26 protein-coding genes are annotated in these 26,129 nt (G+C 68.9%); 3 read left to right on the top strand and 23 right to left on the bottom strand.

The window, feature by feature from the left end; translation table 11 throughout:
- The first annotated feature begins 435 nt into the window (after nucleotides 1–435).
- The gene (locus tag ATI53_RS16530; RefSeq protein ID WP_111550890.1) at nucleotides 436–2,064 is read left to right on the top strand and encodes a thiamine pyrophosphate-binding protein; all 1,629 of its coding nucleotides are present in this window, start codon (nucleotides 436–438) and stop codon (nucleotides 2,062–2,064) included.
- Here ATI53_RS16530 and ATI53_RS16525 read toward each other — a convergent pair whose 3' ends face one another.
- From ATI53_RS16525 to hmgA, 10 genes are all read right to left on the bottom strand, one after another.
- Nucleotides 2,065–2,502 carry a MarR family transcriptional regulator gene (locus ATI53_RS16525; protein WP_009504274.1) on the bottom strand — a complete coding sequence of 146 codons (438 nt, stop codon included), beginning with the start codon at nucleotides 2,500–2,502 and terminating at the stop codon, nucleotides 2,065–2,067.
- 5 nt (nucleotides 2,503–2,507) lie between these two features.
- Complete coding sequence (locus tag ATI53_RS16520) at nucleotides 2,508–3,815, bottom strand: TRAP transporter large permease (protein WP_009504273.1); 1,308 nt, start codon at nucleotides 3,813–3,815, stop codon at nucleotides 2,508–2,510.
- Nucleotides 3,808–4,248 (bottom strand): TRAP transporter small permease, encoded by a 441-nt coding sequence (locus ATI53_RS16515; RefSeq protein ID WP_034452281.1) that lies wholly within the window; start codon nucleotides 4,246–4,248, stop codon nucleotides 3,808–3,810. The genes ATI53_RS16520 and ATI53_RS16515 overlap by 8 nt, the downstream gene beginning before the upstream one ends.
- A gap of 11 nt (nucleotides 4,249–4,259) precedes the next feature.
- On the bottom strand, nucleotides 4,260–5,288 hold the full coding sequence (locus tag ATI53_RS16510; protein ID WP_009504269.1) for a TRAP transporter substrate-binding protein: 1,029 nt from the start codon (nucleotides 5,286–5,288) through the stop codon (nucleotides 4,260–4,262).
- 39 nt (nucleotides 5,289–5,327) lie between these two features.
- Nucleotides 5,328–5,963, bottom strand: coding sequence for a maleylacetoacetate isomerase (gene maiA, locus ATI53_RS16505; RefSeq protein WP_111550889.1), 636 nt, complete (start codon nucleotides 5,961–5,963; stop codon nucleotides 5,328–5,330).
- Nucleotides 5,956–6,144 (bottom strand): DUF2783 domain-containing protein, encoded by a 189-nt coding sequence (locus ATI53_RS16500; protein ID WP_009504266.1) that lies wholly within the window; start codon nucleotides 6,142–6,144, stop codon nucleotides 5,956–5,958. The genes maiA and ATI53_RS16500 overlap by 8 nt, the downstream gene beginning before the upstream one ends.
- Nucleotides 6,141–7,742 (bottom strand): FAD-dependent monooxygenase, encoded by a 1,602-nt coding sequence (locus ATI53_RS16495; protein ID WP_009504265.1) that lies wholly within the window; start codon nucleotides 7,740–7,742, stop codon nucleotides 6,141–6,143. The genes ATI53_RS16500 and ATI53_RS16495 overlap by 4 nt, the downstream gene beginning before the upstream one ends.
- A 64-nt stretch (nucleotides 7,743–7,806) precedes the next feature.
- On the bottom strand, nucleotides 7,807–8,757 hold the full coding sequence (locus ATI53_RS16490) for an MBL fold metallo-hydrolase (protein ID WP_009504264.1): 951 nt from the start codon (nucleotides 8,755–8,757) through the stop codon (nucleotides 7,807–7,809).
- Entirely contained in the window at nucleotides 8,754–10,004 is a 1,251-nt protein-coding gene (gene fahA, locus ATI53_RS16485; RefSeq protein ID WP_111550888.1) for a fumarylacetoacetase, read from the bottom strand. The genes ATI53_RS16490 and fahA overlap by 4 nt, the downstream gene beginning before the upstream one ends.
- 93 nt (nucleotides 10,005–10,097) lie before the next feature.
- Nucleotides 10,098–11,396 carry a homogentisate 1,2-dioxygenase gene (gene hmgA / locus ATI53_RS16480; RefSeq protein WP_223865935.1) on the bottom strand — a complete coding sequence of 433 codons (1,299 nt, stop codon included), beginning with the start codon at nucleotides 11,394–11,396 and terminating at the stop codon, nucleotides 10,098–10,100.
- 183 nt (nucleotides 11,397–11,579) lie between these two features.
- Here hmgA and ATI53_RS16475 point away from each other — a divergent pair, with 183 nt between their 5' ends.
- Nucleotides 11,580–12,014, top strand: a complete 435-nt coding sequence (locus ATI53_RS16475) for a MarR family winged helix-turn-helix transcriptional regulator (RefSeq protein ID WP_009504261.1) — start codon at nucleotides 11,580–11,582, stop codon at nucleotides 12,012–12,014.
- On the opposite strand, the gene ATI53_RS16470 is transcribed toward ATI53_RS16475, so the two are convergent.
- The 8 genes from ATI53_RS16470 to cbiE form a co-directional block, all read right to left on the bottom strand.
- Nucleotides 12,011–12,505, bottom strand: a complete 495-nt coding sequence (locus ATI53_RS16470; protein ID WP_223865933.1) for an Lrp/AsnC family transcriptional regulator — start codon at nucleotides 12,503–12,505, stop codon at nucleotides 12,011–12,013. The two genes, ATI53_RS16475 and ATI53_RS16470, sit on opposite strands and share 4 nt — an antisense overlap.
- Before the next feature lie 273 nt (nucleotides 12,506–12,778).
- Entirely contained in the window at nucleotides 12,779–13,549 is a 771-nt protein-coding gene (gene cobF / locus ATI53_RS16465; RefSeq protein ID WP_111550887.1) for a precorrin-6A synthase (deacetylating), read from the bottom strand.
- A gap of 71 nt (nucleotides 13,550–13,620) precedes the next feature.
- Nucleotides 13,621–14,298 carry an energy-coupling factor ABC transporter permease gene (locus ATI53_RS16460; RefSeq protein ID WP_111550886.1) on the bottom strand — a complete coding sequence of 226 codons (678 nt, stop codon included), beginning with the start codon at nucleotides 14,296–14,298 and terminating at the stop codon, nucleotides 13,621–13,623.
- Between the two features lie 97 nt (nucleotides 14,299–14,395).
- Nucleotides 14,396–15,115 carry a uroporphyrinogen-III C-methyltransferase gene (cobA, locus tag ATI53_RS16455; RefSeq protein ID WP_111550885.1) on the bottom strand — a complete coding sequence of 240 codons (720 nt, stop codon included), beginning with the start codon at nucleotides 15,113–15,115 and terminating at the stop codon, nucleotides 14,396–14,398.
- Nucleotides 15,112–16,428, bottom strand: coding sequence for a cobyrinic acid a,c-diamide synthase CobB (locus ATI53_RS16450; RefSeq protein WP_111550884.1), 1,317 nt, complete (start codon nucleotides 16,426–16,428; stop codon nucleotides 15,112–15,114). The genes cobA and ATI53_RS16450 overlap by 4 nt, the downstream gene beginning before the upstream one ends.
- Entirely contained in the window at nucleotides 16,421–17,227 is an 807-nt protein-coding gene (gene cobM / locus ATI53_RS16445) for a precorrin-4 C(11)-methyltransferase (protein ID WP_009504255.1), read from the bottom strand. The genes ATI53_RS16450 and cobM overlap by 8 nt, the downstream gene beginning before the upstream one ends.
- Nucleotides 17,224–17,640 (bottom strand): cobalamin biosynthesis protein, encoded by a 417-nt coding sequence (locus tag ATI53_RS16440; protein ID WP_111550883.1) that lies wholly within the window; start codon nucleotides 17,638–17,640, stop codon nucleotides 17,224–17,226. Before ATI53_RS16440 ends, cobM begins: the two co-directional genes overlap by 4 nt.
- Nucleotides 17,637–18,830 (bottom strand): precorrin-6y C5,15-methyltransferase (decarboxylating) subunit CbiE, encoded by a 1,194-nt coding sequence (gene cbiE, locus ATI53_RS16435; protein ID WP_111550882.1) that lies wholly within the window; start codon nucleotides 18,828–18,830, stop codon nucleotides 17,637–17,639. Before cbiE ends, ATI53_RS16440 begins: the two co-directional genes overlap by 4 nt.
- Here cbiE and ATI53_RS16430 point away from each other — a divergent pair.
- A complete protein-coding gene (locus ATI53_RS16430) occupies nucleotides 18,829–19,584 on the top strand; it encodes a cobalt-precorrin-6A reductase (RefSeq protein WP_111550881.1) in 756 nt (251 codons plus the stop codon). The genes cbiE and ATI53_RS16430 overlap by 2 nt on opposite strands.
- Here ATI53_RS16430 and cobJ read toward each other — a convergent pair.
- The 5 genes from cobJ to cobN are packed head-to-tail and all read right to left on the bottom strand — an operon-like array spanning nucleotide 19,557 to nucleotide 26,126.
- On the bottom strand, nucleotides 19,557–20,309 hold the full coding sequence (gene cobJ / locus ATI53_RS16425; protein ID WP_009504712.1) for a precorrin-3B C(17)-methyltransferase: 753 nt from the start codon (nucleotides 20,307–20,309) through the stop codon (nucleotides 19,557–19,559). The genes ATI53_RS16430 and cobJ overlap by 28 nt on opposite strands.
- Nucleotides 20,306–21,073 (bottom strand): precorrin-2 C(20)-methyltransferase, encoded by a 768-nt coding sequence (gene cobI, locus ATI53_RS16420; protein ID WP_111550880.1) that lies wholly within the window; start codon nucleotides 21,071–21,073, stop codon nucleotides 20,306–20,308. The genes cobJ and cobI overlap by 4 nt, the downstream gene beginning before the upstream one ends.
- Complete coding sequence (locus tag ATI53_RS16415) at nucleotides 21,070–21,699, bottom strand: precorrin-8X methylmutase (protein ID WP_111550879.1); 630 nt, start codon at nucleotides 21,697–21,699, stop codon at nucleotides 21,070–21,072. Before ATI53_RS16415 ends, cobI begins: the two co-directional genes overlap by 4 nt.
- On the bottom strand, nucleotides 21,700–22,863 hold the full coding sequence (locus ATI53_RS16410) for a ferredoxin-like domain-containing protein (RefSeq protein ID WP_240778616.1): 1,164 nt from the start codon (nucleotides 22,861–22,863) through the stop codon (nucleotides 21,700–21,702).
- Nucleotides 22,860–26,126, bottom strand: a complete 3,267-nt coding sequence (gene cobN, locus ATI53_RS16405) for a cobaltochelatase subunit CobN (protein ID WP_111550877.1) — start codon at nucleotides 26,124–26,126, stop codon at nucleotides 22,860–22,862. The genes ATI53_RS16410 and cobN overlap by 4 nt, the downstream gene beginning before the upstream one ends.
- Nucleotides 26,127–26,129: the final 3 nt, after the last annotated feature.

The raw sequence follows: 26,129 nt of genomic DNA, 5'->3' as shown, positions 1-26,129 counted from the left end.
TGGTCCACATCCAAAAGCTCCTGCAAAACCTTGCCTCCGCCAAGGATTCACAAGTGATTCCAAAGATTCAAGATGTTCCCGGATGGACACTTAGAACCGGTCGCCGGGGGCCATGGCGTACCGCGTGCTGACGGTTCCTTCAGCATCGCCCATGTTTTCAATGATAATGGCCATATGAAAAGCGCCTCTGATTGTAAATGCATTCAACGGTCGAAGCTTTACCGAACTTACCAATCCGATCAACCGAAAGCTGTGGGCCGGGGGCGCACCGGCCTGCCTGTCGGCGGCGACGGCGTGGCGTGGCGCGTGCGATCATCGCATGCGTGGCCGCGGTTTCATGCACGGATCGTGCATCAAACCGCCGCAGCACCCCGCAAGATGCGCGCCACACGCATGACCGCTGCGCTATCCTTTGCCCAAAGAGGAGCGCCCGCAATGTACGACACCACCCCCCGGGACATCCCCGTGCATCAGGCCATCGCCCGCGCGGTACGGCACCACGGCATCGACGTGATGTTCGGCCTGATGGGCGATGCAAACCTGTTTCTGGCCGATCATTTCGTGCGCGGCTGTAACGGGCGTTTCGTTCCCGCCGCGCATGAAGGCAGCGCCGTGCTGATGGCGCTGGCCTATGCGCAGGTCACCGGGGCGCCCGGCATCGCCACCGTCACCCATGGCCCGGCGCTGACCAACTGCATGACCGCGCTGACCGAAGGCGTGCGCGGCCAGATCCCCGTCGTTCTGCTGGCCGGGGACACCCCCGTCGCCAACCCCCGCCACCTGCAGGGCATCGACCAGCGCGCCGTGGTTCTGGCCACCGGCGCGGGGTTCGAACAGCTGCGCGCGCCTGACACCGCCGCGCGGGATGTCGCCCGCGCGATCTGGCGGGCGCGGGTCGAACGCCGCCCCGTGGTGCTGAACATGCCGGCGGATTTCATGTGGGCCGAGACCCCCTATGCGCCCCACGCGCTGACCGTGTTCGAAACCCGCAGCTATGTGCCCGAAGGCGACGCGCTGGATCAGGCCATCGGCATGATCGCCAGCGCGCGCCGACCGGTGATCCTTGCCGGGGGCGGCGCGGTTCACGCGCGCGACCGGATCCTGCGGCTGGCCGAACGGCTTGAGGCACCCGTCGCCACCACCCTGCGCGCCAAGGGGCTGTTTCGCGGCCATCCCCATGATCTGGATATCTTTGGCACGCTCAGCACGCCCGCCGCCTATGACGTGATCGGCAAATCCGACTGCATCGTCGCCTTTGGCGCGGGGCTGCATGATTTCACCACCGACCGGGGCAAGCTGACGGCCGGCAAGCGGCTGGTGCAGGTTGACACCGACCCCACCGCCATGGGGCGGTCTGTGCATCCTGACGCGGCGCTGGTGGCCGACGCGGGTCTGACGGCGGATAATTTCGTGCATTGGCTGGATGAGGCGGAAATCGCGCCCTCGGGCTTTACCCCCGAACTTGATCCCGCAACGCTGCGCACCCATGTGCCGGGGCGGAAATCTACCAGCCATGTGAGCTATGTCGCAGCCCTCGACCGGCTGGAACGCGTGCTGCCGCAGGACCGCGTGCTTGTCACCGACGGAGGCCGCTTCATGACCGAGGTCTGGTGCCGGATTTCGGTGCGCGACCCGCAAAGCTTTGTCGTTACAGCGCATTTCGGGTCCATCGGGCTGGGCCTGCCCGAGGCGATCGGCGCGGGCATCGCGGCTCCGGACCGTCCCGTGGTGCTGTTTTCCGGCGACGGGGGGTTCATGATGGGCGGCTTGGGCGAATTCAACACCGCCGTGCGGCTGAAACAGGATCTGGTGGTGATCCTGTGCAACGATGCCGCCTATGGCGCGGAACATATCCAGTTTCTGGACCGCAAGATGGACCCGTCGCTGACCGAATTCGACTGGCCGACCTTTGCCGACGTGGCGATCTCGCTGGGCGGGCAGGGGGTTCTGGTGACCGACGATGCGGGGCTGGACGCGGCGCTGGATGCGATTGCGACCCGAGACCGCCCCTTGCTGATCGAACTGCGCCTTGACCCCAACGATGTGCCCCGGATGCGGATCTGACTAGCCCTCGCCGCAATCGACGATGAACGCATCCAGCAGCGCCACAAGCTGCGCGTACCGTTCCCGCCCGAACCGATCCGCAAAGCCATCGGTGACGGCGCGCGATACCGGCGCGGAGCGTGCGATCAGCGCCTGGCCCTGCGCCGTTGCCGTCACCACCTGACGCCGCCGGTTGGCGCTGTCCTGCCGACGCAGCACCAGCCCGCGTTCCACCATGGATTGCAGAATGCGCGACACCGATGTGGGCTGCAGACAGGCCGCCGCCGCCACATCCTGCACCGACAGCGCGCCCTCATGGGTCAGCACCCGCAGGATGCGCCATTGCGGTTCGGTCAGCCCCGCGTCGGCCATCATCGGGCGCAGCTCGCGCAGCATGGTTTCGCGCGCAAGGATGAGCAGGATCGGCAGCGAGGCGCGGGGCGGGGGCAGATCGATCATGGCCGCTACAGAAGACACAGCGACAGCCACGGCACCAGCACCAGCAACGCCAGCCGTACCAGATCGGCCAGCCAGAACGGCGTGATGCCGCGAAAGATGTCGGTCAGCGGGATGTCGGGCATGACGCTGCGCAACACGAACACATTCATCCCCACGGGCGGCGTGATAAGGCTGACCTCGGTCACGACCACGACGACGACGGCGAACCAGATCAACAGCGCCTCGGGGTCGGCCAGCGGGCCGGAGCCGAAATCAAGCTGGACGATGATCGGGTAGAACACCGGCACCGTCAGCAGGATCATCGACAGGCTTTCGAACACGCATCCCATCAGCAGGTAGATCCCCACCATGATCCAGACCACGGTCCAGGGGTTCACGTCGGCCTCGTAGATCATGTCGACCAGCGCGTCGGGCAGCCCGGCAAAGTTGACGAAGGCGGAAAAGATCTCGGCGCCGATGATGATGGCGAATATCATGGCCGAGGCCAGCAGCGTCTCGCGGCACGCACTTGCAAAGCCTTTCCACGTCAGCGCGCGCATTCCCAGCGCCAGGCCAAGCGAGGCGATGGCGCCCATGCCGGCCGCCTCGATCGGCGTGAAAAACCCGCCGTAGATCCCGATCATGATAAAGGCGAACAGCCCCAGCGTGCCCAGCACTCCCAGCTTGTCCTGCCGGGTCATGGGCTGGGACTGGCCCGCCTCGGGGGCAAGTCCGGGGTTCAGGCGCACCGCGACCATCACAGCGATCAAATAGAACAGGATGCCCAGCACGCCGGGGATCAGCCCCGCGATGAACAGCTTGCCGATGTCGCTTTCGGTCAGCAGCCCATAGATGATCATGATGACCGAGGGCGGAATAAGGATGCCCAGCGTGCCCCCGGCGGCGATGGACCCTGCCGCCAGGCTGTCGGCATAGCCGAACTTGCGCATGGGGGGCATGGCGACGCGGCTCATGGTGGCGGCCGTGGCAAGCGAAGACCCCGAGACGGCGGAAAACCCGCCACAAGACAACACGGCAGCCAGCGCCAGCCCGCCCTTCATGCGCCCGAACAGCCGGTCGGCCCCGGCGAACAGCCCGTGCGCGATGCCCGATCCCGCCAGAACGTTGCCCATGAAGATGAACAGCGGCACCACCGACAGCGAATAGCTGAGGCCGGTTTCGAACACGGCGGCCCCGACCATGGCGCTGGCCGGTTCCCAGCCGCGCAGCAGCGCAAAGCCCACCCCGCCCACAAGCGCCATGGCAAAGGCGATGGGCACGCGGGCGAACACCAGCCCCAGCAGGATGGCGATGGCGACAAGCGATTCAGTCATGGGTAAATCCCCGGATCAGTCCGAACAGCGCCGACAGCAGGCAGGCCGCTGCCCCCAGCGCGGCAAATGGCGCCAGCGGCACCCCCATCGACACCGACCGCGCGCCGTCGTGGATCTGGCCCAGCATCAGCATCAGCAGCGTCCAGGCGAACCAGCACAGCACCCCCGCTGACACCAGCGCGGCGAAAACCCCCAGCCCGCGGTTGACGGCGCGCGGCAGCACGCCCGCGACCAGATCGACCTCGACATGCGCACCGTTGCGACTGACCAGCGGCAGCGCCGTGAACACCAGCGCGCCCAGCAGCAGCTCGGTCATTTCGAACGCGCCGGACAGCGGCGCGTTCAGCAGGTAGCGGCCGATCACGTCGATCCCCGTCACCGCCATGAGGGCCAGCAGCAGCACCGCCGCCAGCCCCAGCAGACTTGTTTCCAACCGGTTCAGGATCATTGGGTCGCCAGGGTCTCCACGCCGGTCATCGCGCGCAGGCGCGCCAGGGCGGCGGCGCCGTCTTCGCCTTCGGGCAGGCTGTCGGCCCAGGTCCGTTCGTGTTTCCCGGCTGCCGTGCGCACCGCGTCGACCACCGCGTCCGGCGCCGGGTAAAGGTCGATCCCCGCGTCCGTTATGGCCGCTTCGGCGGCGAGGTCGGCGTCGTTCCACGCCTGGCCCACCAGCCGGGCAAAGGCCGCCCCCGAGATCGCGTCGATCGCCGCCTGATCCTGTTGCGGGATTTCATCCCACTTGTCCTGGTCCATCACCAGGAACCAGCTGGTGTTGTAAAGGCCGCCGGGCACGGTCATCGAATATTTGATGTCGTCGGTCAGCTTGAACGCGGTCAGCGCCTCATAGGTGAACGCTACCCCGTCGATCACGCCGCGCGACAGTTTTTCGTAAACCTCGGGCGAGGACATGAACAGCGGCGTCGCGCCGAGGTCTTCCGTCAGCGCCGCCACATAGCCCCCCGGAACCCGGATCTTGAGCCCGGACAGATCGGCGGGGGTTTCGATCTTGCGCACGTTGTTGTGCAGCAGACCCGGCCCGTGGACGAACAGGCCCAGCAGGTGGGTGCCGTCGTGTTCGGCCCGCGCGTTCAGGTCTTCGGTGTAGACGGTCCAGAATGCTTCGGACGCGCCGATCGCGTCATCGCCCAGAAACGAGAACTGCCCCAGTTGCGCCCCGGAAAAGCGGTCGTCCTGGGTAAAGCTGTGCAGCCCGTAGGTGATGTCGGCGATGCCATCGCGCGCCATGTCGAAATGCGACGGAGGGCTGCCGAGCGGTTTGCCCAGAACGCGCACGCTGACGCGGCCCTCGGTCACCTCTTCGATCTGTTTCGCCCATGGCTTGATGGCGTTGACAACGATGGGGTGGCGCGGCGGCAGCCAGCTGGACAGCGCCAGCGTCACGTCGGCAGCCTGTGCCGCGCCAGACATCGCCAGCAGGGCCAGCGCCGAAAGGCCGGTTTTCAGATGGGTCATGGTGTGTCCTCCCTTGGATCGGGCTTTGGCCCGGATCGTTTATGGTGTCGTCAGCTGCATCGCGGCCGCGTCGGCTCGCACAAAGGCATCCAGCGCGGCGCAATGCGCCGCCGCGCGCGTCAGGCGCGGCAGATCGTCGGTCGGCACGCCCCAGCGCGCGGCGTTGTAAAGCTGCGGCGTGATGCACAGATCGGCGAGCGTCAGCGCATCGCCCATGGCAAAGGGGCCGGTGGGGTGCAGCAGGGTTTCCACCGCTTCCAGCCCCGGACGGATGAAATGGCGCATCCACGCGGCGCGGGTGTCGGGGTCGGCGGTCAGCGTGGCGGCATGGGCCGCGACGCGCAGGTTGCACACCGGGTGGATGTCGCAGGCGATGGTCATGGCCACGGCGCGGGCGCGCGCCGCCTGCGCGGGATCCGCGGGGGTCAGCGACAGGCGGCCGGTTGCCTCAAGATAGTCGATGATCACAAGGCTTTGCGTCAGGCGGATGCCGTCGATGTCCAGCACCGGCACCAGCCCCTGGGCGCTGCGTGCCAGATGCGCGGTCGCGCGCTGATCGCCCGCCACCAGATCGACCGGGCGGCTGACCCAGTCGATGCCCGCCAGGTTCAGCGCGATGCGCACCCGCCAGGCGGCGGTGGATCGCCAGTAATCATACAGCACCGCGTCAGGCATCGGCGGCGGCTTTCAGCAGATCCTTCAGCACATCGACATCGCCGATCCGGTTGGCAAGGATCAGCACGAGGCGCGCGTTCAGCGCGTGGCTGGCAGGCTCGTCCAGCCCGTCATGCACCGCTATCAGCGCCTCGTAAAATTCATCGCCCCGGCTGCCGAGGCCCATCTGTTGCACGGTCATGCCGAAACCCTTTCGCAGCGTTTGCCCATGGCGCGGGCCAGCGCGGTCCGCGCGGCGTGGGCATCGACGACGCCCGTGAAGGTCGCGGCGACATGCCCGTCGGGGCGCACAAGATGGGCCACCCCGGTACCGTAGCGTTGCAGCGCATAGCCCTGCGGGTCGTCGTGACACTCATAGCCCCGCGCGGGTCCGCCGATGCCGACGCGCGGCAGACCGATGTCGGGCAGGGCGATGTCGCCAAAGCCCACCAGCGCGAACCGCCCCTGCACCAGCGGCAGCAGCCAGCCATCGCCCAGCGGCGCATCCACCATCGCCAGCCCGACGCCCGGACCGGGGGTCTGCAACGACAGCCCGTCCAGAGCGCAGGGCAGCGACAGCCGCCCCGAGTTTATCAGTTGGCGGGCAAAGGGATGGGTGTGGGCAAGACGCAGGGTTTCGCGGCGGAACATCGCCTCGACCGGGGTCTTGGGGGTCATGAAATTGGTGGCGCGGGTCGAATTTCGGATGTTTTCGGCGGACCCGCGGCTGCGTTCCTCGTGATAGCTTTCCAGCAGCACGGTGTCCGCATCGCCCCGGATCACGGCCGCCAGCTTCCAGCCCAGATTGTCGACGTCCTGAATGCCGCCATTGCCGCCGCGCGCGCCAAACGGGCTGACCACATGGGCGCTGTCGCCGACGAACACCACGCGGCCATGCACGAAGCGATCCAGCTTGATGCAGCGGAACGTGTAGACCGACAACCAGTCCAGCCGGAAGGGCCGGTCACCGACGATGGCGCGGATGCGGGGCGTGACCTTTTCCTCGGTCGCCTCCTGTTCGGCATCGGCGCCCTGATCCAGTTGCAGATCAATCCGATAGAGGTTGTCGGGCTGCATGTGCAGCAGCGCCGACTTGCCGGGGTGAAATTCGGGATCGAACCAGAACCAGCGCTCTGGCGTGCCCTGATCGAAGGGGCTTTCGGCCAGTTCGATATCGGCGATCAGGAACTGTTCGGCAAAGGTCTGTCCGGCGAAATCCAGCCCCATGCGGGCGCGCGTCTGCGAACCCGCGCCGTCGCAGGCCAGCAGCCAGTCGGCGTGCAGTGTGTAGGCCCCTTCGGGGGTGTCGACCTCCAGCGCCACGCCGGTGTCTGTGGCGCGATGACCGGTGACCCTGGACAGGAACCGCAGGTCGATCAGGTCGGGAAAATCGCGGGCGCGTTCCAGAAGGTATTGTTCGACGTAATATTGCTGAAGGTTGATGAAGGCGGGGAACTTGTGCCCGTCCTCGGGCAGCAGGTCAAAGCTGTAAACCTCGTCCGCGCCGTGAAACAGCCGCCCCACCTTCCAGGTGACGCCCTTGGCCAGCATCCGGTCGGCAACGCCGAGGCGGTCGAAAATCTCCAGCGTGCGTTTGGCCCAGCAGATGGCGCGACTGCCGACCGACACCACGTTGTTGTCATCCAACACCACGCAGCGCACGCCCTGCAACGCAAGATCGACGGCCATGGCAAGCCCGATCGGCCCCGCGCCGACGATGGCGACGGGCGCGCCGGTGCTGCCGCCATCCAGTTCGGGCGGGCGCACAAAGGGTTGGGGGTCGTAGGAATAGGCGGGCATCGTTGTCTCCTCCGTCGGGTCGGGGCGGTCCGGCTGCTGTTTCGGGCCGCCCCCCTTGCGCCGTTCAGCTTTGCAGATCGGCCCACATGGTCTGGTCGCGCTCGGCGGTCCAGATGCGCGGGGTGTCAATGCCGCGCGCCTCGTCATAGGCCCGCGCGACGTTGAACGGCAGGCAATGTTCATAGATCGCGTAATCGGCGAACTTGGGGTCGCATTCGGCGCGCACCGCATCCCAGGCCTCGCGCAGGGTGCCACCACGGGCGACCACCTTGGCCACGGGTTTGTAGGTCGAGCGCACGAAATCCGCCGTGGCGGCCAGCGCGGCGGCAACCTGATCCTCGCCCACCAGCGCATCGCCCCGACCCGGCGCGATGGCCTTGGGTTCATAGGCGGCGATTTCCGCCAGCGTCTCGGGCCAGTCGGCGAAATGCCCGTCGCCGCAATAGCAGGCCGAGTGATATTCGACGATGTCGCCGGTGAACATCACCTCTTGATCGGGCACCCAGATCACCGCGTCGCCCGCCGTGTGGGCGCGGCCCAGATGCATGATATCGACCCGGCGCCTGCCCAGATACACGGTCATGCGGTCGCTGAAGGTGGTGGTCGGGCGGGTCAGGCCGGGGATTTCCTCATGCCCCTGAAACAGCCGGGGAAAGCGGCCGAACTCGCTGTCCCAGTCTTCCTGACCGCGCTCTTCGACCATGGCGGCGGCAGTGTCGGACATGATGATTTCCCGCGCCCCATAGACCGATGCCCCCAGCACGCGCACCGCGTGGTAATGCGTCAGCACAAGGTGGCTGATCGGCTTGTCGGTGACGCTGCGCACGCAGTCGATCACCTTGCGCGCCAGACGCGGCGTGGCCTGCGCCTCGACGATCATCACGGATTCATCGCCGATGATGACCCCGGTGTTGGGATCGCCCTGCGCGGTAAAGGCATACAGCCCGTCACCCACCTGCGTGAAACTGATGGTCTTTTCTTCCAGATCGCCTTGCGATGCGAATGCCTTGCTCATGTCGTGCTTTCCTGTTTTGTCCATTCGGGCTGTGGGGTCGCGGGCAGAACCGTGCCGGTGCAGGCGCCGAACCCGATGCGATACCCATCGCCCTCTGCCGCGCCGTACAGCGTCAGCGTGTCGCCATCTTCCAGAAAGCTGCGCTGGGTGCCGGAGACGGTGATCGGCTCCTTGCCCCCCCAGCTCATTTCCAGAAGCGATCCGCGCGCGCCCTGGTCCGCCCCCGAAATCGTGCCCGATCCAAGCAGGTCGCCGGTGCGCATCGGGCAGCCGCTGGTGGTGTGGTGGCACAGCTGTTGCGCGGCGGAATAATACATCTCGGAATAGTTGGTGCGCGAGATGATCTGCTCATCCGCGCCCTCGGGGGCCAGGCCGACCGAAAGCGATATGTCATACAGCATCGGCCCCGGTTCGCGCAGATAGGGCAGCAGGTCACGCTCACGCGCCGGCGTGTCGACCCGGAACGGCGCAAGCGCCGCCGCAGTGACGATCCACGGGCTGATCGTCGTCGCCGTCGCCTTGGCCTGAAACGGGCCCAGAGGCTGGTATTCCCAGGCCTGGATATCGCGCGCCGACCAGTCGTTCAGCAGCACATAGCCAAAGATCATCGCGTCCGCATCGGCCACCGACACCATGCCCTCGGAACCGGTGCCGACGATGGCGCCCAGCTCCAGTTCCAGATCGAACCGCGCGCAGGGCGCAAAGCGCGGCGCGTCATCCTGCGGGCCTTTCAACTGCCCCCAGGGGCGGCGCACATCGCTGCCCGATACCACGACCGACGACGCCCGCCCGTTATACCCGATCGGGATCGACAACCAGTTCGGCGGCAACGCGTTCTCCGCCCCCCGGAATATCGTGCCCACATTGGTCGCGTGGTGCCTGGATGCGTAGAAATCCGTGTATTCGCTGACCGCAAAGGGCATCTTCAGCGCCACGCCCGAAAGCGCCACCAGATGCTCCGACACCGCGTCGCGATGCGCGTCGTTCCCAAGCAGTTCCATCAGCCGCGCCCGCAGCGCCGCCCAGACCTCCGGCCCCGCCGCCATCACCGCATTCCACGACGGGTCCGCGAAAAGCGCGGCGTCCAGCCCGTGATCCACCGCGGCCACATCCAGCACGCAATCGCCGATGGCCACGCCCATCCGCGCCCCCGCCCCGGCATCAAATACCCCATAAGGCAGGTTGTTCAGCGGAAATTCACAGCCGGGCGCGTTCGCGCTCTCCAGCCAACTTTTCTTCAAGCTCATTGCTCGTCCTTCCATGGACGCGGGGCGCCCATTCTTCATCTTGCCAAATAAACTCCGGGGGGCCGAAGGCGGGGGCAGCGCCCCCTCGACGGATCAGTCCCAGTTGCCCTCGATCGTGCCGTCGAACCGCTTTTTCAGGCTGTTCCAGCACTCTATGTAATCGTCCTGCAACGGCGCTTCGGTTGCGGCAAAACCGGTCAGATGCTGGGGAAACCGGGTTTCGAACATGAACGACATGGTGTCGTCCAACTTGCCCGGCTTCAGATCCGCAAGGCTGGCCTTTTCGAACGCCTCGTTGTCGGGCCCGTGCGGCAGCATCATGTTGTGCAGGCTCATGCCGCCGGGCACGAACCCCTGCGGCTTGGCGTCATATTCGCCGTAGATGTTGCCCATCAGCTCGGACATGACGTTCTTGTGGTACCATGGCGGGCGAAAGGTGTTCTCGGCCACCATCCAGCGTTCGCGGAACAGCACGAAATCGATATTCGCCGTGCCCGGCACGCCCGAAGGCGCGGTCAGCACGGTAAAGATCGACGGATCAGGGTGGTCGAACAGCACCGCGCCCACCGGGCAATAGGTGCGCAGATCGTATTTCACCGGCGCGTAATTGCCGTGCCAGGCGACCACGTCCAGCGGCGAATGGCCGATTCTGGTTTCGTGAAACTGGCCCTGCCATTTGATCGTGACGGTCGAGGGTGTCTCGCGATCTTCGAACGCCGCGACGGGCGTCTTGAAATCGCGCCGGTTGGCCATGCAGTTCGCGCCAATCGGGCCACGACCGGGCAGTTCGAATTTCTGGCCGTAGTTTTCGCAGACGAAGCCGCGCGCCGGGCCGTCCACCAGTTCCACCCGGTACACAAGGCCGCGCGGCAGAATGGCGATTTCCTTGGGTTCAAGGTCGATCACGCCGAGCTCGGTGCAAAACCGCAGGCGGCCTTCCTGGGGAACCACCAGCAACTCGCTGTCGGCGCTGTAGAAATAGGCATCCTCCATCGACCGGGTCACCAGATAGACATGCGACGCCATGCCGACCTGAGTATAGACGTCGCCGGCCGTGGTCATCGTGCGCATCCCCGTCAGCCAGGTCAGGGGGGCATCGGTATGGGGCACAGGGTCCCAGCGGTACTGGCCAAGGCTGATGACGTCGGGATCGACGCAGGGCGCGGTCTTCCAATAGGGCAGGTCGATCTTTTCATAGCGTTGTGAATGCTTGACCGACGGGCGGATGCGATAGCACCAGCTGCGTTCGTTCTGATGGCTCGGCGCGGTGAAGGCGGTGCCCGTAAGCTGTTCGCCGTACAGCCCATAGGCGCAACGCTGAGGGCTGTTCATGCCCTCGGGAAGGGCGCCGGGCAGGGCCTCGGTTTCGAAATCATTGCCGAAGCCGGGCATGTAGCCTTCGTGCAGGGCGCTGATGCCGCCGGCGCGGGTCAGGCCAGAGATTTGGCCAGAGATTTGGCCCGCTTGCCGGCCGGGTATTCTGCGTTGGTCTGTCATGTAGGGTCCCCTCCCTCGACGAATTGCTGACATGATGTTAGTTACCTTTGTAACCAACAAGGGGCTTTTCGAAAAATCATGCAAACCGAAGACGACTTTGAACTCGCGGGCTTTACCCCCTATCTTCTGACCCTTGCCGCCGAGTCGCAAAGCGATGTTTTTTCACGGAATTATCGTGATCTCTACGGCATGCTGCGCACCGAATGGCGGGTGCTGTATCATCTGGGACGCTACGGCGAGCTGAGCGCCAGGGAGATTTCCGAGCGCGCGCGCATCCACAAGACCAAGGTGTCTCGCGCTGTGCGGGCGCTTGAGGAAAAGCGATTCCTCGCCCGCGTGACCTCGGACACGGACCGGCGCAGCGAGCGGCTGTCGCTGCGCGCGCCGGGGCGCGCAGCCTTCGACGTGCTGAGCCAGGCCGCCCGCGATTACGAGGCAGCCCTTGAACGCAGGCTGGGCAAGCGCGACGCCAGAACCCTGCGCCGATTGCTGAAACGCCTGGCCGCGACCTAAAGCGTCACGCCCCCCCGATCCTTGAGCGTCTTGAGCACCAGTTCCGATCGCACCTGCCCGACCTGCGGATGCGGCAGCAGGTGGTCGTGGATGAACGCGGCATAGGCATCCGGGTCGCGCACGCGGATGTCCAGCACATAATCCGCATCGCCCGACACGGAAAAGGCGGCACAGATCTCGGGGCGTTCGGCGACGAAACGGGCGAAATCGGCGTCGCCCCCCTGCCCGTGGCTGCGCAGGTTGACGCGCGTGATCGCGCGCAGCCCGAACCCCAGCTTGCCCGCGTTGAGCCGCGCGGTATAGCCAAGGATCACCTGCGCCGATTCCAGCGCCGCGCGCCGGCGCGAAATCTGGCTGGCGGACAGATGCACCGTTTCGGCCAGCGCGGTGTTGCTGACGGTCGCGTCTGCCTGAAGCGCCACGAGAATCGCACGGTCGAAGCGATCCAGTTCCATATCGTGCACCTTTCCGGCCATGGGTGAGGGTTTCATGCAGAACCGCGCCTCCCATGGGTACCGCGCCCGCGCCGCCTTGCGCAAGTCCGCGCATAGGACGATGCTGCCGGGTTGCATGCGCCGTCCCGCCGCGCGTGACCGGCCGGGTGGCGCCGCCGCTCAACCGGTCGCGACCGCCCGGCCCCGCCTGATCGTCTGAACGCGATCAGAGGCCCTGTCACGTTCGGCGTGGACCGTCGCGGTCCGATCCCGCCAAAGCCGCGCCGCCGAGCAAGATACGATGAAGACCGCCGCCCGGCCCCGCCTGCGTCATCGCGTCGGCGGGGATCGGCGCCGCAGCAGATAGGTGTCCATGATCCATCCCGCCCGGGCCCGGCTGTCGGCACGGGTCGCGACGATGTCATCGGCCACTTCCGCCACCGGCCCCGCGCGCAGCACCTGCGCCGGGCTGCCAAGGTGCGCGCCCCACCAGATATGCAGTCCCACCGGATCGAGCGCGCGAAAGCTGCAATCGCTGTCAAGCATCACCACCAGGGTGTCTTTGCAGTCGGGGTCGCGGGGGTCGTCGGGCCAGCCGCCGGCGCGCAGCTGGCGGCCCGTGGTGATCCTGACCGGGCCGTTCAGCGTGCTCAACGGGATTGCATGGGCGGCGGTCAGCGCCTGCACGGCGGTGATGCCGGGGACCACGCGCAGCGTCGGGGGCGGGATCAGCCGCCGGGCAATGCGCAGGGTGCTGTCATACAGCGACGGGTCCCCCCAGACCAGCAGCGCGACCGGGCCGCGCGGCGCGTCAGCCCCAAGCGCGTCCATCCAGCGCGCCGCGATGGCGTCGTGCCAGACGCGGACACGGTCTGCATAGGGCAGGGCGGGATCGCGCAGCGGATAGTCGAAGGTCCGGATTTCGGCGCTGGTGTTCGCGGCGTGCAGGATGGCGTAGCGCAGGGCGGCGAGCTCTTCCTTGCTCTCGCCCTTGAGCGGCAGCAGGATGACGGCGGCATCGCGCAGCGCCTGCATGCCTTCCAGGGTCACATGCGCCGGGCTGCCGGTGCCCATTCCGATCAGCCAGAGATCCGTCATCATGTCGGGTGTCCTTTCACGACGCGCCCGGGGCGGCGAGTTCCGCCTCGGGCCGGTGTCCGTGTCGCGCCGGATCAGGCGGGGTCATACAGCCGCCGCGCCAACAGCCGCGCCGCGCCGGTGTTGCGGATCGCCCTGGCCCCGGCAAGGGCCGTCAGATCGGCCAAGGGTTCGATCAACAGCACAACCGCGTAGGCCGCGCCGAAGCTCAGCACCGACTGGAATGTCGCCGCGTTGACGCCCTGGCCGTAAAACACCCAGAAGGCGACCCAGGCGACCACGCCGCCCTGATACAGCGCCGACAGTTTCAGCACGTCGGCACAGGTCAGATCGACATAGGCAGTGCCTTGCGGAACCAGTCGCCGCGCCAGGGCCGACACGGCGAACAGCGGCACCAGCAGCGTGGTCACGTTGACGAAATACATCGGCAGGTCCGAGGGCGCCAGGAACAGGCCCTGCACCAGCAGCCCCAACGCCAGCCCCAGCGCGGCGGGGGCGCTGCCCAACAGCACGAACAGCGTCGTGCCAAGGATGAAATGCACCTCGGACACGCCGACGGCGAAATGCGGCAGCACCTCGAAGAATACGAAGGTGCCGACGCTGGCCAGCGCGGTGCGCAGGGCGAACGACACGGCGGTGCTGTGCGACAGGTCCGCGACGGTTTCCCTGACGGTACAGGTCGCCGCCCCTGCCGCGGTCGCACAGGCCAGGATCATCTTGGCGCCATCCACGACGCCGGGTTCGATATGCATGTAAAGTCCTCTCTGGATAGGCTGCCCCACCGGCAGCCGGTGGTGCCCTTGCGGGCGATGAATTGGGGGGCATGGCCGCTGGGGCCGGGGTGCTGCGCTACTCCTCCGCCAGGGGTCCGAACAGGATCAGCCCCGCCTTGTCGCCGGGATCGGATGACAGGGCTGCGGCAAGGCTTGCCACCGTGTGCCGGGTCAGGGACTGATCCGGGTGACTGACCGATTCCGCAAACAGCGCCGGAGTGTCGGGCGGCAGGCCATGCGCGACGAGCTTTTCGGCAAGGCGCGGAAAGGTGCGCTTGCCCATGAAGATCGCGGTCGTCGCGGTCGGGTCCGCAAGGGCGGCAAGGTTGGCATCCGCGGGCAGCGCGCCGGTGACATCGTGGCCGGTGGCGAATTGCACGCGCCGGGCCGTCAGGCGGCGGGTCAGCGGAATCCCGGCGGCGGCGGCGGCAGCGCAGGCCGACGGCACGCCGGGGATGATTTCATACGCGATGCCAGCCGCCTTCAGCGCCGAGATTTCTTCTTCGAGCCGCCCGAACAGACCGCAGTCGCCGGATTTAAGCCTGACCACGCGCTGGCCGGTCCGCGCGTAGTCGACCAGCAACCGGCTGACGTGATCCTGCCGGGGCGAGGGCCGCCCGGCGCGTTTGCCCACGCCGACAAGATCGGCGTCCTTGCGCGCATGGTCCAGAATCGGCCCCGAGGACAGGTCGTCGTACAGCACCGCATCGGCGCGCCCCAGCCGGTCGACGGCCTTCAGCGTCAAAAGCGCGGGGTCTCCGGGGCCAGAGCTGACAAAGCTGACAAATCCGGTCATGCGGCGTCCTCGGGTGCGATCAGGTGAAAAAAGGTGCCGGTGACGTGGCCCCGCACCGATCCGGTTTCGGCGACGGGCGCGCCATCGGCGTCGGTGACGGCGGCAAGCGGCGCGTCGGGTTGTTCCAGGATGGAGGAATAGTGAAATTCATGACCGCGCAGCACCGCCCCGCGCGCGTGGCCGGGCATCGCGGCGCGCAACGTGGCGCGTCGGTAGCCAAGGTGGAACCTGCGCTTTTCGTAACTGGTCACCAGCCCCAGCAGCCCGGCCATTCGGTGGCGCGTGCCGTCCTTGTCGATCAGCCCCGCGCCAAGCGCCATGTAACCGCCGCATTCGCCATGCACGGGCCGGGTTTGGGCATGGGCGCGCAGCCCGGCGCCAAAGGTCTCGGCGGCGGCAAGTCGCCCGGCATGCAGTTCTGGGTAGCCTCCGGGCAGCCAGACCAGATCGGCCCGCGGATCGGGCGGGGCGTCGGCGAGGGGCGAAAACGGCAGGATCTCGGCGCCCGCGGCGTGCCAGCCCCGCAACAGATGCGGATAGGTGAACGAAAACGCCGCATCGCGGGCGATGGCGATGCGCTGCGCGGGGGGTGGGGGCAGGGGCGCGCTGGCCGGCAGGGCGTGCCCCCGCGCGGCGGCCCCGATGGCAGGCAGATCGACATGCGCGCGCAGGAAATCCGCATAGCCGGCGATGGCCGCGTCCAGGTCCGGGTGCTCGCTGGCCTGTATCAGGCCAAGGTGGCGTTCGGGCAGCGCAAGATCGCCGCGCCGGGGCAACGCGCCCAGCACCGTCAGGCCCGCACGGTCCATGCCCGCCCGCGCCAGCCGTTCATGCCGCGCGGAAGCGACCCGGTTCAGGATGACCCCGGCAAAGGGCAGGTCCGGCATGTACTGGCGAAACCCCATCGCGGTGGCGGCGGCGCTTTGCGCCTGCCCGCTGACATCCAGCACCAGCACCACGGGCCAGCCCATGGCCCGCGCGGTTTCCGCGCTGCTGCCAAAGCCCTGCTGGCCGCGCGTCGCGACCCCGTCATACAGCCCCATCGACCCTTCGGCGATGCAGATGTCGGCATCGACCGCCTGCGCCCCGATCGCGCGCCACAGATCCGCGCCCATCGCCCAGCCATCCAGGTTGAAGCTGTGGCGCCCGGCGGCGGCGCGGTGAAAGGCCGGGTCGATGTAGTCGGGCCCGGATTTGAACGGTTGCACCCGCAGCCCGTCCTCGGCCAGCGCGCGCAGCAGCCCCAGCGTCACGGTGGTTTTTCCGGTGCCCGATGAGGGCGCCGAGATCAGCAGACCGGGGACCTCAGCCATCCTGACTGTCCTGCGCGGGTGTCCATCCGTGCCACGGGCTGCCGGCGCTCTGGGGGCGGTACCGGCGGTCGTAATCCGCCGCGTAAAGGCAGCTTTCGTCGAACGCTTCGCCGCCAAGCGCCGGGCCGACCAGGATCAGCGCGGTCCGGGTGATGCCGGTGCCCAGCTTTTGCTGAATATCGCCAAGCGTGCCACGGACGATCTGCTGGTCGGGCCAGCTGGCGCGATAGACCACGGCGACGGGGCAATCACGTCCGTATCGGGGCGCAAGATCGGCCACCACCTGCACGATGTTCCGGATCGACAGATGGATGGCCAGCGTCGCGCCGGTGGCGGCGAAATTGGCCAGCGTCTCGTGCTCGGGCATGGCCGACGCGCGCCCAGGCGTGCGGGTCAGCACCACCGATTGCGCAAGGCCCGGCAGGGTCAGTTCCGCCCCAAGCGCGGCGGCGGCGGCGGCAAAGGCGGGCACGCCAGGGGTGATCGACACCGGGATGCCAAGCGATCCCAGGCGGCGCAGCTGTTCGCCGAGCGCCGACCATACCGAAAGATCCCCCGAATGCAGCCGCGCCACATCCCGCCCGGCGTCATGGGCGGCGGCGATCTCCGCGATAATCTGATCCAGGCTGAGCGGGGCGGTGTTCACGATCCGCGCGCCGTCGGGGCAATGCTTCAGGATCGCCTCGGGGACCAGCGATCCGGCATAAAGGCAGACCGGGCAGGCAGCGATGATATCGCGCCCCCGCAGGGTCAGCAGGTCGGGGGCGCCGGGGCCGGCACCGATGAAATGAACGGTCATCTGTCTTGTCCTTCGTGCGACGCTGCGGCCAGCGCGCAGCTGGCCATGCGGTCGGTGGAAATCCGGCGTGCGCCCAGCAGCGCCGCGCCGGACCCGGCGGCGTTCGGGGCAACGGCAGGGGCAACGGCAAGGGCGGCGGCAAGGGCGGCGGCTTCGGCCACCGACCCGGTGCCGCGTTCGGCAAGGGCGCGGGAAGATCGGGTCAGCGTGGTCTGCGCGCACAGATCGGATGGCGCGACGCCCAGGGCGGGCAGGCCAAGCGCGTCTGCCAGCGCGCGAAACGCCGGGGCGGTGACCTTGTCGGCGGCGGTCGCGATGTGGGTCGCGCGCGCGGCGCCCTGTGCCTTGTCAAACGCGTCACGCAGGCTGGCTGGCGTCGCGGCGGCGCGAAATCCAAAGCCGGCGACAATCATGGGCGGCTCCATTGCATGATCGGAAAGGCGGGTTTCCAGCCGCGCCTCGTGCCGATGGCGGTGACTGACGACAGTTCGGCGCGCAGCAGATCGCCGCCGTGCCGGGCATGGGCGGCGACCAGCAGGGATTGGGTTTCCAGGGTCACCGCGTTGGCGACGATGCGGGGCCGTCCAGGCAGGGCCATCAGGTGATCCAGCAGGTCCGCGCCAAGCCCGCCGCCCACGAAAACCGCATCCGGGGGCGCAAGCCCCGACAGCGCCGGTGGGGCATGCCCGGTGACCACCCGCAGACGATCGACCCCCAGCCGGGTCGCATTGGCCGCGATGCGCGCGGCGCGCTCGGGGCGGGGTTCGATGGCGGTTGCGGTCAGGGTGGGGTCGCACAGCAGCCATTCGATGCCGATCGACCCGGACCCGCCGCCGATATCCCACAGGTGATCGCACGGGCGGGGGGCGAGCGCGGACAGGGTCAGGGCGCGCACCGGACGCTTGGTGATCTGGCCGTCGTGGTCGTACCAGTCGTCCGCCCGCCCCGATGCCAGAGGCACCACCGCGCCATCCCCCGCGATGTCGACGGCAGCGCAGACCGGCGCGGCGTACCGCCGATCCGCCAGCGCATCGCCGCGACACAGGCTGACACGTTCGCGCGGACCGCCAAGGCATTCCATCACCGTCACCTGTGACGGGCCAAAGCCCAGATCGCCAAGGTAGGCGCCCATTTCCGCCACCGCCGCGCCATCGCGCAGCAGCACGATCATCCGTTTGCCGGGCGCCAGCCGGGGGCGCATCCGGGTCAGCGGGGCGGCGTGCAGCCCGAGGCAGTCGGTCGTCTCCAGCGGCCAGCCCATGCGCGCCGCGGCAAGGGCAAACACCGACGCGCCCGGAAAGGCCCGCCATTCGCCGCGCGCCAGGCGCCGCGCCAGCACCGCCCCCGCCCCGAACCAGAACGGATCGCCAGAGGCCAGCGCCACCACCCGCTGCCCGCGCAGGGCGATCAACCGTTCGATCCCATCGGCAAAGGGCACCGGCCACGGGATGCGCCGTGCCCCGCTGTCGGGGATCAGCGACAGGTGGCGCGCCGGCCCCATGACGATTTCCGCCCGCTCCAGCGCCGCGCGGCTTGCGGCGCCAAGCCCGTCCGGGCCATCTTCGCCCAGACCGATGATGGTGAGCCAGGGAGCGTCAGACATGAACCCGAACCTGCTTGTGCTGGGCGGCACGCAAGAGGCCACCCGCCTGTGCCGAACGCTTGCGGGGGCCGGGGTGCGCGGCACGGTGTCGATGGCCGGGCGCGTGGCGACCCCCGCCGCCCAGGCGCTGCCCCTGCGGACCGGCGGGTTCGGCGGCCCCGACGGGCTGGCGCGCTATCTTGGCACGCACCGCATCAGCCATGTGATCGACGCCACCCATCCCTTTGCCGCGCGGATCAGCGCCAACGCGGTGCAGGCCTGCGCCGCGCGGGGCGTGCCGCTGATCGCGCTGACCCGTGCGCCCTGGGGCGAAACCGCCGCCGACCGCTGGCAACGCGTGCCCGACATGGCCGGCGCCGTCGCCGCGCTTGGGGGCGCCGCGCGCCGGGTTCTGCTGGCGGTGGGGCGGATGCACCTGCCCGAATTCACGGCAAACCCGCAGCATTTCTACCTGTTGCGCCTTGTCGACCCGCCCGCCCTGCGCCCGGCGTTTCCCGACCATCATGTCATCGTCGACCGCGGCCCTTTTGACGTCGATGCTGATACCGCGCTGCTGCGCCAGCATCGGATCGACCTGATCGTGTCGAAAAATTCCGGCGGCACGGGCGCCTTTGCCAAGATCGACGCGGCGCGTCGGTTGGGCTTGCCCGTGGTCATGATCGACCGGCCCGTTCTGCCAAGGCGCCGCGAAACCCATGACGCCGATGCGGTGTTGCGCTGGCTGGATCATGCGGGCACCGACCGGGGCGTGTAGACGAACGGCGCCCCCGCCCGCGCGATGATGCGCGTCGCCGAAGACCCCACGATCACCACCGTGCGCATGTCGGCCATATCGGCGCGGGCTTCGGGCAGCGGTACGACGCGGATCTGTTCGCGCGCCGTCGATACGGCGCGGGCAAAGATCACCGGGCGGGTATCGCGGCAGGCATCGTTGAGAATGTCCAGCGTGCGCGCAAAGCCGTCGGGGCGGGATCTGGACCGGGGGTTGTAAAACGCCATGGCGAAATCCGCCTTCGCCGCCAGCCGCAACCGCCGTTCGATCAGCCCCCAGGGTTTCAGGTTGTCGCTGAGATTGATGGCGCAGAAATCATGCCCCAGCGGCGCGCCGGCGCGGGCGGCGGCGGCCAGCATCGCGGTGATGCCGGGCAGCACGCGGATGTCCAGATCGCGCCACGCGGGGGGGCCGGCCTCGATCGTTTCGAACACCGCCGAGGCCATGGCAAAGACTCCGGGATCGCCCGACGACACCACCACCACCCGGCGCCCATCCCGCGCCAGCCCCAGCGCCTGGCGCGCCCGGTCGATTTCGACCCGGTTGTCCGAGGCGTGCAGCGTCAGACCGGGGCGGGCGGCGACCCGCGCGACATAGGGGATATAGCCCACCACATCGCTGGCGCGCGCCAGCGCGGCGCTGACCTCGGGGGTGACAAGCGCGTCGCTGCCGGGGCCAAGCCCCGCGATCACAAGGCTTCCGGTCATGGCCTGCGCCCCTGTCCGTGAACGAGGATGATCGAAAAATAGGGGGTGATGCGGCCCTCGGCCTCGGACAGGCGCTGCACGGTCTGATCCGGCATGGCGGCGTATTCCACCAGCCACGCGGCATCATAGCGCCCCGCGCGGCGCAGGGCGCGGCGGATCTTGTCGATGTTGCGGCCGATCTTCATGATGACCAGCGCATCGGCGCGAACCATCTGATCGACAAGCGCCTCCTCGGGAAGCGTGCCCATCAGCGTGCACATCACATCGTCGCCCCAGCTGATCGGCGTGCCCGTGGCGGTCCAGGCGGCGGCCATGCCGGTGATCGCGGGCACCACCCGCATCGGCACGGCATCGCGCAGGCGGATGTAAAGATGCATGAACGAGCCGTAAAAGAACGGGTCGCCCTCGGCCAGCACAAGCACCTCGTGCCCCGCATCGGACAGGGCGCGCAGCCGGGCGGCGCAATCGGCGTAAAACCGCGACAGCAGCGCGTTGTAACGCGGATCGTCCAGCGGAATTTCCGTGGTGACGGGGTATTCCATGGCGGTCTCGGTCACGTCTTCGGGCAGCAGCCCGTCGACGATGCGGCGAGCCTGTCCGCTGCGCCCGGCCTTGCGGAAATAGGCGACATGGCGCGCACGGCGCAGCAGGCGGTCGGCGCGCACCGACATCAGATCGGGATCGCCCGGCCCCAGCCCGACGCCCCAGATGGTGCCCTGAACGCGGGCCGCCGTCGGCGCGGCGATCTCTTCGCGGGCGTTCATTCGGCGCGGCTCGCGATGGCGTTGATCGCGGCGACGGTGATGGCGCTGCCGCCAAGGCGCCCCTCGACGATGCAGCAGGGCGCGGGTTGATCGGCCCAGAGCGCGGCCTTGCTTTCCATCGCGCCGACAAAGCCGACCGGGCAGCCGATGATCGCGGCGGGGCGGGGGCAGGCGGGGTCCTCCAGCATGTTGAGCAGGTGGAACAGCGCGGTGGGCGCGTTGCCGATCGCCACCAGCGCCCCGGCCAGCCTGGGGCGCCACAGCTCCAGCGCGGCGGCGGAGCGGGTGGTGCCGCCGCCGCGCGCGAGATCGGCCACCGCCGGGTCGCGCAGGGTGCAGATCACGTCGTTTCGGGCGGGCAGGCGGCGGCGGGTGACGCCTTCGGACACCATATGCGCGTCGCACAGGACGGGGGCGCCCCGCGCCAGGGCCGCGCGCGCCGTGGCGCCGAAGCCGGGGGAAAAGCGCAGGTGCCGTTCCAGCCCGACCATTCCCGCGGCATGGATCATGCGCACCGCGATCGGTTCGTCGTTGGCATCAAAGCGGGCCAGATCGGCCTCGGCGCGGATGGTCGCAAAGCTTTGCCGGTAGATCGCGGCGCCATCTTTTTCATAATCATAGGGCATTCAGATCATCCTGCTGGGGTGGGTGAGGTGCCTGGGGTCGATGCCGCGCCGGACGGGCGGATCGGTGGGCGTGCCTTGCCGCACCAGGTCGAACGCGCCGTCGCGCCCCACCAGCGTGACATCCGCCGGGCCTTGTAGCGCGCAGCCCTTGGCACAGCCCGACACATGCAGGGTGCCCGTCGCTAGCGGCGCCAGCCGTGTTGCCAGCGCGCGGGTTTCCACACTGGCCTGCGGGCACTGCGGCGCGCCGGGGCAGGCATGGGCGTCCAGCATCCGCGATCCCGGCGCGGTGACGAAGTCCGGCGCGGCAACCGGGCGGGCCCCGGTCAGACAGATCAGCCGACCCGGCATCGGGCGCAGCGCCGTCGCGCCGCTGTCGCGGATCAGCGCCGTCGCCGCGCGTGCCGTCATGCTGCCGAACGGCGTCCCGACGATCAGACCCTGCGCACAGGCGCCGGGCCGGGGCGGCGCGGCGGCGGCGCGCGGGGCAAGCCGGCACCACGCTGCCGGCAGGGCGTGGCGGCGCAGATGGCGCGCCATGCGGCCCGCGCCCGGCCCGCCGGTTGCCACGAACCACGCGACCAGCCGGATCAGCGCCGACATCGCCCGCGCTTCGCTCGACGGCCAACCCAGCGCCGCCCCGTCGGCGCGCAGGATCAGCCCGCCGTCCCGGGCCAGTTCGAACCGGAAATCGCCCGACCCGGTCCCCAGCACCGCGCCGCCGCCGGTGTCCAGCACAAAGCCCATCTTTTCCGGCAGCGCCGGAAGGCTGGGCAGCGTGGCGATCAGCGCCCCGTACAGCCGGTCGGTCAGATCGCCGCTTTTGCGGTCCGGCGCGACAAGGATATTGCGACGCGCTTCGCTCAGGGGGTCGGGATCGAGCAGGCCATGCGCGTCCAGCGCCCGCACAAGCGCCGGATGATCCTTCGGCGCCACGCCCCGGATCTGAAGGTTCGCGCGTGAGGTCAGATCGACCGTGCCGTTCCCCAGCCGCTGCGCCAGTTCGCACAGCGCAAGCGCCTGCGACCGATCCAGTTCGCCGCGAAAGGGGCGCACCCGCACCACCAGCCCGTCGCCCGACATCATGGGGCGATGCGCGCCGGGGCACCGGCCCCTGACCACCGGCAACCTGAGCAGCGGCGATCTGTCGGGCGGCGCGCTCATGCCCCGGCCCCAAGCCTGGCGTTGCGGCGGGTGTGCCACAGCCCCGCGTCCATCAGCGCGCGGAACCTGTCCAGCATCGCCGCATGGGCACCGGGGTTGGCATCGCGCAGAAAGCTGTCGGTGTCGGGATCGCCCAGCGTGGCCTCGTGGTAAAGGTCGAACAGATGCGGGCCAACCGCATCGGCAAGCTGGGCAAAGGCGGCCATATGATCCAGCGTCGCGGCGATTTCCGCGGCCCCGCGAAAGCCGTGGGCGCGCATGCCCGCGATCCAGCGGGGATTGGCGGCGCGGGCCTGCACCACACGGGCGATTTCTTCGGGCAGGCTGCGGGTGCGGGGATGATCGGGGCGGGTGGCGTCCAGATGATACAGCCGCGCCTTGCCCCCGGTGACCGCCTGCGCGGCGGCGAACCCGGCCTCATGCGCGGCATAATCGGCGGCCAGCAGCAGGTCGGTTTCCGGCAGATCCTGAAGATGCACAAAGCTGTCGGCCTGCGCCACGCGGGTCCGGATGCCGCCCATGTCCCGCGTGGCCTGCTCGCCGTCCAGCGCCCAGGACGACGCGGCAAGCCAGGCCTCGCCCGCGGCCAGGCGGGCCTGTGCGCCATGGCTCTCGGGCAGATCTCCCATGCCCAGGCCAAAGCGGCCCGGCGCGGGGCCATAGACGCGGGCGCCCGGCGCGTGCCCGGCGTAGGGGTTCCAGTCCGGCGCCTCGTCGCGCGCGGACAGCGCGCGCACCGCCTGGGCGAACAGCGCCGACAGCGTCGGAAACACATCCCGAAACAGCCCCGACACCCGCAGGGTCACGTCGATGCGCGGGCGGTCCAGCGCGGCGATGGGCAGCACCTCGATGCCCGACACCCGTTCGGACCCGGCATCCCAGATTGGGCGCACCCCCAGCAGATGCAGCGCCATGGCAAATTCCTCGCCCGCGGTGCGCATGGTCGCCGATCCCCACAGATCGACGATCAGCCCGCGCGGCCAGTCGCCTTCGTCCTGAAGATGGCGGCGCACCAGATCCTCGGCCAGCCGCGCCCCCTGGGCGTGGGCGGCGCGGGTCGGCACCGCGCGCGGGTCGGTGGTGAACAGGTTGCGCCCGGTCGGCAACACGTCGCGACGCCCGCGATAGGGCGACCCCGAGGGCCCGGCGTCGATGCGCCGCCCGTCCAGCGCGGCGATCAGCGCCGCGCGTTCCCCCGCCGCCGCCTCGGCATGGTCGGGCAGGTCCGGGCGACCCCAGACATGCAGCCCCCTGCCGAACTGGCTTTCCTTGATGTCGCAGACAAAGCGGTCGATCCGCGTGATCGCCTCGGCGGTCGAACTGGCGCGGTCCAGCCCGAGATCGTGTTCGACGCCGCGCGCCCGCGCCTCGGCGCGGATGTCGGCCTGCAAGCGGTCGCGGCGCCGGGGGTCCAGCCCATCGGCGGTGGAAAATTCATCAAGCAGGGCGTCCAGATGGGCCAGCCGGTCGGGCGTGTCGCTGTCGGCCAGAGGGGGCGGCACATGGCCCAGCGTCACGGCGCCGATGCGCCGCTTGGCCTGCGCCGCCTCGCCCGGATCGTTGACGATGAACGGATAGATCACCGGCAGCGCGCCGGTCAGCGCCTCGGGCCAGCAGGTGTCCGACAGCGCGACCGCCTTGCCCGGCAGCCATTCCAGCGTGCCATGCGCGCCGATGTGAACCAGCGCGTCCACCCGCCCCTGAAGCATCAGGTAAAACGCGACGTAGGAATGGCAGGGCACCCGCGACAGATCGTGATACTCGTCCTCGCGCGCCGCCGGTCTGCCGCGTTCGGGCTGAAGGGCGACCAGCACCGTGCCAAGGTCGATGGCCGCAAGGGAAAACGCATCGCCCGCGGCCAGCGCGTCATCTTCGGGGGCGCCCCATGCGGCGGCCAGCTGGTCGCGCAGCGTATCCGGCAGAGTGGCCAGCGCCGCCCTGTAATCGGCCAGCGGCAGGCGAAAGCTGCGGTTTTGCAACCGCTTTTCCAGGTCGGCGCTGTCGGGCGGCACGCTGTAGCCCGCCGCGCGCAGGTCCGACAGGATGGCGCGCACCGAGGCAGGGGCGTCAAGCCCCACCGCATGGCCAAGGTTCCAATCCTTGCCGGGGTAGGTGGACAGCACCAGCGCGATGCGCCGTTCGGATGGCGCCCGGCCCGCCAGCGTCAGCCAGCCGCCCACCCGCGCCACCAGCGCGGCGATCCGGTCGGGGTCGGGGCGGTGGGTCCGGCGGGCAAATTGCAGGAACGGATCGCGCGCACCCGGGTCCTTGAACGACACCGCGCCGCCCGACAGGCGACCGTCGACCTCGGGCAACACCACATGCATGGCAAGATCGGCCGGGGAAAGCCCCCGGTCGGCATCCGCCCATGCGGCGCGGGTCGATGTGGCAAGCGCCGCCTGAAACACCGGCACGCCGGCGGCGTCCAGCGCCGAGGCGCCGCTGTCGCCCCGCCCGGAAAAGGCGGTGAGGTTGATGATCGCGTCCGGTGCCTGCGCCACCACCGCCTCGCGCACCCGGCCCGCAACCTCCGGCCCCTTGAGCGAGGGCGCATACAGCCCCGTGACCGTCGCCCCCTGCGCGCGGAAGGCGGCGCACAGCGCCTCGACCGGGGCCATGTCCGCCGATACCAGATAGGCGCGGTAGAACACCACCAGGATCCGGCGCCCCCGCAACGGGCCGTCCGCCGGCGCGGGGGGCGGGTTTTCCGGCGACCACAGCCCCGCCTGCGGCAGCGCCTTGGACCCCGGCACCGGGGCGGCGTACAGCCCCGAGGCCAGCGCCAGTTGCGCCAGCGCCGCCTGCGCGGCGATTATGCCGCCGGTGTCGCAGAGCTGCGCCAGGCGGCGCAGCGTCGATACTGGCAGGGTCGATGCGCCGTCCAGCCGGGCATCGACGCGCCCGTCGGCGGGCAGCACCGCGAGCGCGATGCCGCGCGCCTGCGCCAGCGCGCGGACCTGCGCCAGCCCGTATTCCCAGTAGGGCACGCCGCCGATCAGCCGCACAAGGATGCCCCTGGCCCCGGACAGCGTCTGTTCGACATAGCTGTCCACCGACAGTGGGTGCTGCAACGCCGCAAGGTTCGCCAGCCGCAGCGACGGCAGCGCCCCGGCAGGCCCGCCGCCCCGGTGCCACGCCTGCGCGAATGCCCCCAGATCGCTGTCCGAAAACGACAACACGACCAGATCGGCGGGCGCCTGGCGCAGATCCACCGGGGGGGCGGTTTCCTCCAGCCCGTGACTTTCGCGAAAGACGACGTGCACGGC

It is taken from the genome of Salipiger aestuarii (assembly GCF_003259905.1).
Taxonomy (GTDB): domain Bacteria; phylum Pseudomonadota; class Alphaproteobacteria; order Rhodobacterales; family Rhodobacteraceae; genus Salipiger; species Salipiger aestuarii.
The sequence above is the reverse complement of the archived record's forward strand: the minus strand, read 5'-3'. Positions and strand labels throughout refer to the sequence as shown.